A 5,935-nucleotide genomic window follows, 5' to 3' on the forward strand; every position below is an offset into this window, starting at 1 on the left:
GTAATGTGGGTCGAAACGACGGATGGAGGATCTACGACTGTGTAGCCATAGAGTTCGGCTTCGTCTTTTTGATCATCAGATATCCATTTAGCTGGCAACCCGAAAGCAGGCTCACGCGTGTCTATGCCGTCAATCGAGTCCTCATCATCTCCTGGGCTCATAGCTAAATAGTGGTCCAAAAGAAGCTCACCATGAGCCGCCTGGTTTCCTTTGATTTTTAATCGATATTCATTGGGTCCGAGCTGGATGTTATCACGGATTCTTACGACAGGAATGACAATCCCCAGTTCAATCGCCAGCTGCCTCCGAATCATGACGATTCGGTCTAATAAATCCCCACCTTGACTCGTATCAGCAATCGGAATGAGCGAGTAGCCGAATTCGAATTCAATCGGATCCAGGCTGATCAGGCTAACGACATTTTCGGGGGATTTCATTTGATCACTTTCTGCCTCATCCATCTCTTCAGGTTCTTCAAAACTGGTTTCAGGTTTCTCTCTTGTCAACCAGTATCCGCCGAAGGCTAGCACTGAAGAAATCAGTGTTGTAAGAAAGAAAGGAATCGGTGTTAAACCTAATAAAAATATTGTACCTGCTGCAATGTAGAGAAGCTTCGGGTAGCGTAACAATTGACTTGTGACATCTGAACCGAGGTTCCCTTGAGATGCTACTCGAGTGACTACAATTCCTGTTGCTGTTGAAATCAGTAAAGCAGGGATTTGACTGACAAGCCCGTCCCCGACCGTCAAACGCATATACGTGTCGATAGCCTCTGGGAATGACATGCCCATTTGCACCATCCCAATGATTAAACCGAAGATAATATTAATCAGTACAATGATGATCCCAGCAATTGCATCTCCTTTTACGAATTTACTTGCCCCGTCCATCGCCCCATAAAAGTCAGCTTCATGCTCTATTTTTTCACGACGTTCTTTTGCCTGGTGCTCATTGATCATACCTGCGTTTAAGTCAGCATCAATGCTCATCTGTTTACCAGGCATGGCATCAAGCGTGAACCTGGCAGCAACCTCTGATACCCGCTCCGCCCCTTTTGTAATGACTAGAAATTGAATAATGACAAGGATAACGAAAACGACAAAACCAACCAGCGGATTTCCTCCAATAACGAAGGATCCAAATGTTGCGATAACGCCTCCGGCTTCGGCCTCTGATAGAATCGATCTCGTTGTAGAAACATTGAGACCTAGGCGAAATAAGGTGAGCAAAAGCAATAATGTAGGGAAGACTGCGAATTGCAGAGCTTCATCCATATTCATAGATACTAAAATAACAATGAGTGCTAACGAAATATTAATCAGGATAAAGAAACTAAGGAGCCACCCTGGTAAAGGTATGACTAGCATGATAATAATTAAGATCACGCCTAGTAAAACGGATAGATCTCTTGCTGACATCGGGAGTACTCCTCTCTTACATTTTTTTCTCTAATTGATAAACATACGCCAGTATTTCGGCGACAGCTTTATAATAATCTTCATCAATCGGTCGATCGAGCTCGGATTGTTGATACAATGCTCTTGCTAAAGGTCGATTTTCAACTGTGATGACATTGTTGGCTTTGGCTACCTCTTTTATTTTCTGGGCTACAAAATCAACACCTTTAGCAACAACATAAGGAGCATCAAATTTATTTTCGTCATATTTGACAGCAATGGCATAGTGAGTAGGGTTTGTGATGACGACATCAGCATCAGGAACTTCACTCATCATACGAGAAGCTGACATCTGGCGCTGCTTTTCTTTGATCTTTGCCTTGATTTGCGGATCCCCTTCAATATTTTTATGTTCATCTTTAATATCTTTTTTTGACATTCGAATGTTTTTTTCATGATCGTACCTTTGATATGTATAATCCAGAACCGATAAAATGAGTAGGGCTAATGCAGAAGCGAGCCCCATTAGAATGGTTGTTGTTCCGAAAAAGTCCAGCGCTCCTTCTAATGATTTCTGAGACATCATCATCATGTCATTTTTGTTGACCCAGATAATAGCAAATGTTATAGCACCTACCATTGAAATCTTCAGAAGGGATTTTACTAACTCGACGAGAGCTCTTGCAGAAAATATTTTTTTTGCGCCTTGAATGGGATCAATCTTTTTCAAGTCCATTTTTAATGGCTCTGCAGTAAACATGATTCCTACTTGAAGCAGGTTTGAAGCGACTCCTGCAACAATGGCAACACCCATAACCGGAGCAATCACTTTGCTGATTTCCCACGTCATTTCAGAAAACACCATGTGAACATGATTTTCTGTTACTTCCCAATGGATGTATTCCTGGAAAGCATGCTCATACATTCCAGTCATTACGTTTTTCATCGGTCCGCCTAAAAGATACAGGGTCCCAAATACAAGCAGCAATAAAAAGCCTGTATTGACATCCTGACTCTTTGGCACTTGCCCCTTTTTCCTTGTGTCCTGTCTTTTCTTCGGTGTTGCTTTTTCTGTTTTTTCATCTGCTGCAAAATACTGCAGATCCAATCTTAGATATAGCATGGTTGTTCATCCTCCGAACACTTGCATTAACCCCCGCATAGTCGTCAACATGGTTTCAAATAAATTCTTTATAAGCATGACGTAAAAAGTCATGGCAATCACTAGTACAGACAGGGCAATAAAAATTTTCAACGGCAACCCAACAACGAACACATTGAGCTGGGGAACGGTCCGGGCAATAATCCCTAACGCGATATCGACTAAAAACAAACAGCCTACGATCGGAACAGCCATAAGAAAAGCGATGACGAACATCTGATTGAACGTTTCAATAATATACTGGATCCAGGATTGATCTTGAAGGGGAAGCAATTGATCGATCGCAATCAGTTCATAACTATAGAAAACCCCATCAATCATCAAATGATGACCGTTCACAGCTAAAATGAAGAGCAACGTGATGATGTATAAGTATTGTCCAATTAAAGGGCTTTGTGCTCCTGTTTGGGGGTCAATCACATTGGCGATCGCAAATCCCATTTGGAAATCGATAAATCCACCTGCAATCTGAATCGCAGCTAGCACAATGTAGGCGATAAGACCAACGGCGATTCCGACAGCCGCTTCCTTGAAAATTAGCAGAAAGTATTCTGCGTCGACTGTAAGTGCGGGGATTTCAACCGTGAAATACATTAATAACGCCAAAAAAAAGCTAAATGCTACTTTATGACGGGTGGGTACATTCCGGTATGAAAAAATAGGTAACGTAGCAAAAAAAGCTGTCACACGGATGAATATCAGCAAAAATGCTGGGATATTTGCTATATTAATAGATTCAAGCATCCGTTACCCTACCAACACGTTCAAGTTGCTAAAAATATTTGCAGCGAATTCCACCATAGTAGTTAGCATCCAAGGCCCAAAGAATATCAATCCGATCATGACAGCAACGATTTTAGGAATGAAGGCAAGGGTCTGTTCTTGAATTTGAGTGGTCGCTTGAAAAATACTGACGAGTAAGCCAACAGCCAAGGCTAAAATCAGCAGTGGACCAGACACAAGCAGTACAGTATAAATCCCTTCTTTGGCAAAAGAAATGACCATGTTACTTGTCATTTGTCAATCCTCCTATCCTAAAACCCTTCCAGTAAGGATTTTGTAATTAAATACCATCCATCGACGAGGACGAATAATAAGATTTTGAACGGCAATGAAATCATCACTGGCGGAAGCATCATCATCCCCATCGACATCAGGACACTAGCAACAGCCATGTCAATGACTAAAAAAGGAACAAAAATCATAAAACCCATTTGGAAAGCTGTTTTCAGCTCGCTGATGGCAAATGCAGGCACCAGGGTTGTTATTGGAACATCCTGTATCGTTTCAGGACGCTCCATCTCCGAATAATTCATAAACAATGCTAGGTCCTTTTGCCTTGTATGCTTCCCCATAAATTCTTTCATTGGAACACTGGCCTCTTCATAAGCTTGATCCAAAGTAATTTCTTCATTGAACAGAGGGGTCAAAGCTTGTTCATTCACCTCTTGAAAGGTAGGTGCCATAATAAAGAATGTTAAAAATAATGCAATTCCAATCAACACTTGATTCGGTGGCATTTGTTGAGTGGCAAGGGAGGTCCTCACGAAAGAGAGAACGATAAGTATCCGGGTAAAGCTTGTCATCAAGATCAATATGCCTGGTGCCAAAGAAAGGACAGTAAGCAGCAGCAAAAGCTTTACCGATGTAGCAACACTTTCAGGATCCGAACTTGAAAAAATATCTATAAATTCATTCATCGCCTCGATCCTCCTGTTGCTTCGTTAACCGTTGTCGCTTATTTTTCATATCCTTCAATTGAGTTTCAAACAATTGCTGAAATTGGACATTTGAAGGTGGAGTTGAGCTGTTCTTTGTTTTTTTAAATTTATCTATCCACTTCTCAAACCCAAATGCTGTGTCCATGCCTTGCTGATCCTCTTGCTTTACGAGAGCATCTTTAGTCTCCCTATCGGTAACCTCCGTTATTAGTTCGATAGATTCTCCAACACCGAGGATAAATACTTGTTTTCCAACGCGGACAGCTTGAATCGATCGGTTAGGAGCTAAGTTCATGCCCCCTAAATTCTCCATCGTTCGATTTTTACTGAAGACTATATTTCGATTGTTAAAAAACTTTAAGAGTCCATAAATTAAAGCCAGAATAAAAAACAAGGCGAAGATAAGCTTGATGATATTCCACAAAAGAGACGGAGTAGATTCAACAGCATCTTCATTCTCAGGATCTACAGGAGATCCTAAGGAATCACTTTCAGAGTCAGGAGTGGGACATCCCTGGAGTTCTGGGTTCTTAAAGCATTCGGTTGCGGATGGACTTGCCAACGTTACTGTTTGAGAGCTCCATAAAAACAAACTCAGCAGTGTAACAGCCAGAGCTGTTATTCTAGTTGCACGAATCATAAAATCCCTACTTTAACTTAGTGCTTTTTGAATCGCTTCGATAACGCGATCTGCCTGGAATGGTTTAACGATAAAATCTTTCGCTCCTGCCTGAATGGCATCAACGACCATCGCCTGCTGTCCCATCGCGGAACACATGATGACCTTTGCGCCAGGATCATGCTCCTTAATTTCTTTTAAAGCTGTTATTCCATCCATTTCCGGCATAGTGATGTCCATCGTTACTAGATCTGGTTTATGCTCCTGGTAAAGTTCCACAGCTTTTTTACCATCTTCTGCTTCTGCAACCACTTCATAACCATTCTTTGTTAAAATATCTTTCACCATCATTCTCATAAATGCTGCATCATCAACAATTAAAATTCTTTCTCCCATATTTCTTCCTCCTCTAACGTAATTTGCTAAGTCGATCTTTTGGACTTAAAATATCCGTCACTCGCACACCGAAATTTTCATCAATGACGACGACTTCCCCTTTGGCCATCAATTTTTCATTAACATGAATGTCTACAGGCTCTCCGGCTAATTTATCAAGCTCTACTACAGACCCAGCTGATATTTCTAAAATTTCTTTGATCGTCCGCTTTGTTCTCCCAAGCTCAACCGATACTTTTAGAGGAATATCCATCAGCATATCCAGGTTTTTTTGCTCAGTGTTGGATAAATGTACGGAATCAAATTGCTGGAATTGAGCGGATTGAACGTCTGCCTGATCCATTCCCTGCCCTTGTGGCCCTCCTACGTACTGTGGGGTTGATGCTTTGGGTCCAGGGTGCTTTTTATATTGTTCTTGTTCGGTTTGTTGCTGCCCCGTTTCTTGTTCTGGCTGTTGTGGTTCTTGAACACGTTTTTCTTTATCTTGATTGGAAACAGGTTCAGTACTCGGCCCCTGGTAGTCATCTGCCGGATTCATCAGCTGTTCTACAAGCTCTTTAGCAAAACCGATAGGCAGCAGCTGCATGATATTTGAATCAATCAAATTGCCGATTTTAATTTGAAAAGAGACTTTAACAAG

Annotated in this window: 8 protein-coding genes; all 8 read right to left on the minus strand. The window is 41.5% G+C overall.

Annotated elements, in window-relative coordinates:
* A partial coding sequence (locus LD39_RS06965; protein ID WP_035544463.1) for a flagellar biosynthesis protein FlhA occupies positions 1-1,418 on the minus strand: 1,418 nt, incomplete at its 3' end.
* A gap of 16 nt (positions 1,419-1,434) precedes the next feature.
* Positions 1,435-2,520 carry a flagellar biosynthesis protein FlhB gene (gene flhB, locus LD39_RS06970; RefSeq protein ID WP_035544464.1) on the minus strand — a complete coding sequence of 362 codons (1,086 nt, stop codon included), beginning with the start codon at positions 2,518-2,520 and terminating at the stop codon, positions 1,435-1,437.
* Positions 2,521-2,526: 6 nt separating this feature from the next.
* On the minus strand, positions 2,527-3,303 hold the full coding sequence (fliR, locus tag LD39_RS06975) for a flagellar biosynthetic protein FliR (RefSeq protein WP_035544465.1): 777 nt from the start codon (positions 3,301-3,303) through the stop codon (positions 2,527-2,529).
* 3 nt (positions 3,304-3,306) lie between these two features.
* Positions 3,307-3,576 carry a flagellar biosynthesis protein FliQ gene (gene fliQ, locus LD39_RS06980; RefSeq protein WP_035544467.1) on the minus strand — a complete coding sequence of 90 codons (270 nt, stop codon included), beginning with the start codon at positions 3,574-3,576 and terminating at the stop codon, positions 3,307-3,309.
* A 17-nt stretch (positions 3,577-3,593) separates the two neighbouring features.
* On the minus strand, positions 3,594-4,259 hold the full coding sequence (fliP, locus tag LD39_RS06985) for a flagellar type III secretion system pore protein FliP (RefSeq protein WP_035544468.1): 666 nt from the start codon (positions 4,257-4,259) through the stop codon (positions 3,594-3,596).
* The gene (locus LD39_RS06990) at positions 4,252-4,920 is read right to left on the minus strand and encodes a flagellar biosynthetic protein FliO (RefSeq protein WP_035544471.1); all 669 of its coding nucleotides are present in this window, start codon (positions 4,918-4,920) and stop codon (positions 4,252-4,254) included. The genes fliP and LD39_RS06990 overlap by 8 nt, the downstream gene beginning before the upstream one ends.
* Before the next feature lie 12 nt (positions 4,921-4,932).
* The gene (locus tag LD39_RS06995) at positions 4,933-5,295 is read right to left on the minus strand and encodes a response regulator (protein WP_035544473.1); all 363 of its coding nucleotides are present in this window, start codon (positions 5,293-5,295) and stop codon (positions 4,933-4,935) included.
* Between the two features lie 13 nt (positions 5,296-5,308).
* Positions 5,309-5,935 (minus strand): flagellar motor switch phosphatase FliY (gene fliY / locus LD39_RS07000; RefSeq protein WP_035544475.1); only part of this gene is annotated, 627 nt, incomplete at its 5' end.

This window comes from Halobacillus sp. BBL2006 (assembly GCF_000786645.1).
GTDB lineage: Bacteria > Bacillota > Bacilli > Bacillales > Halobacillaceae > Halobacillus.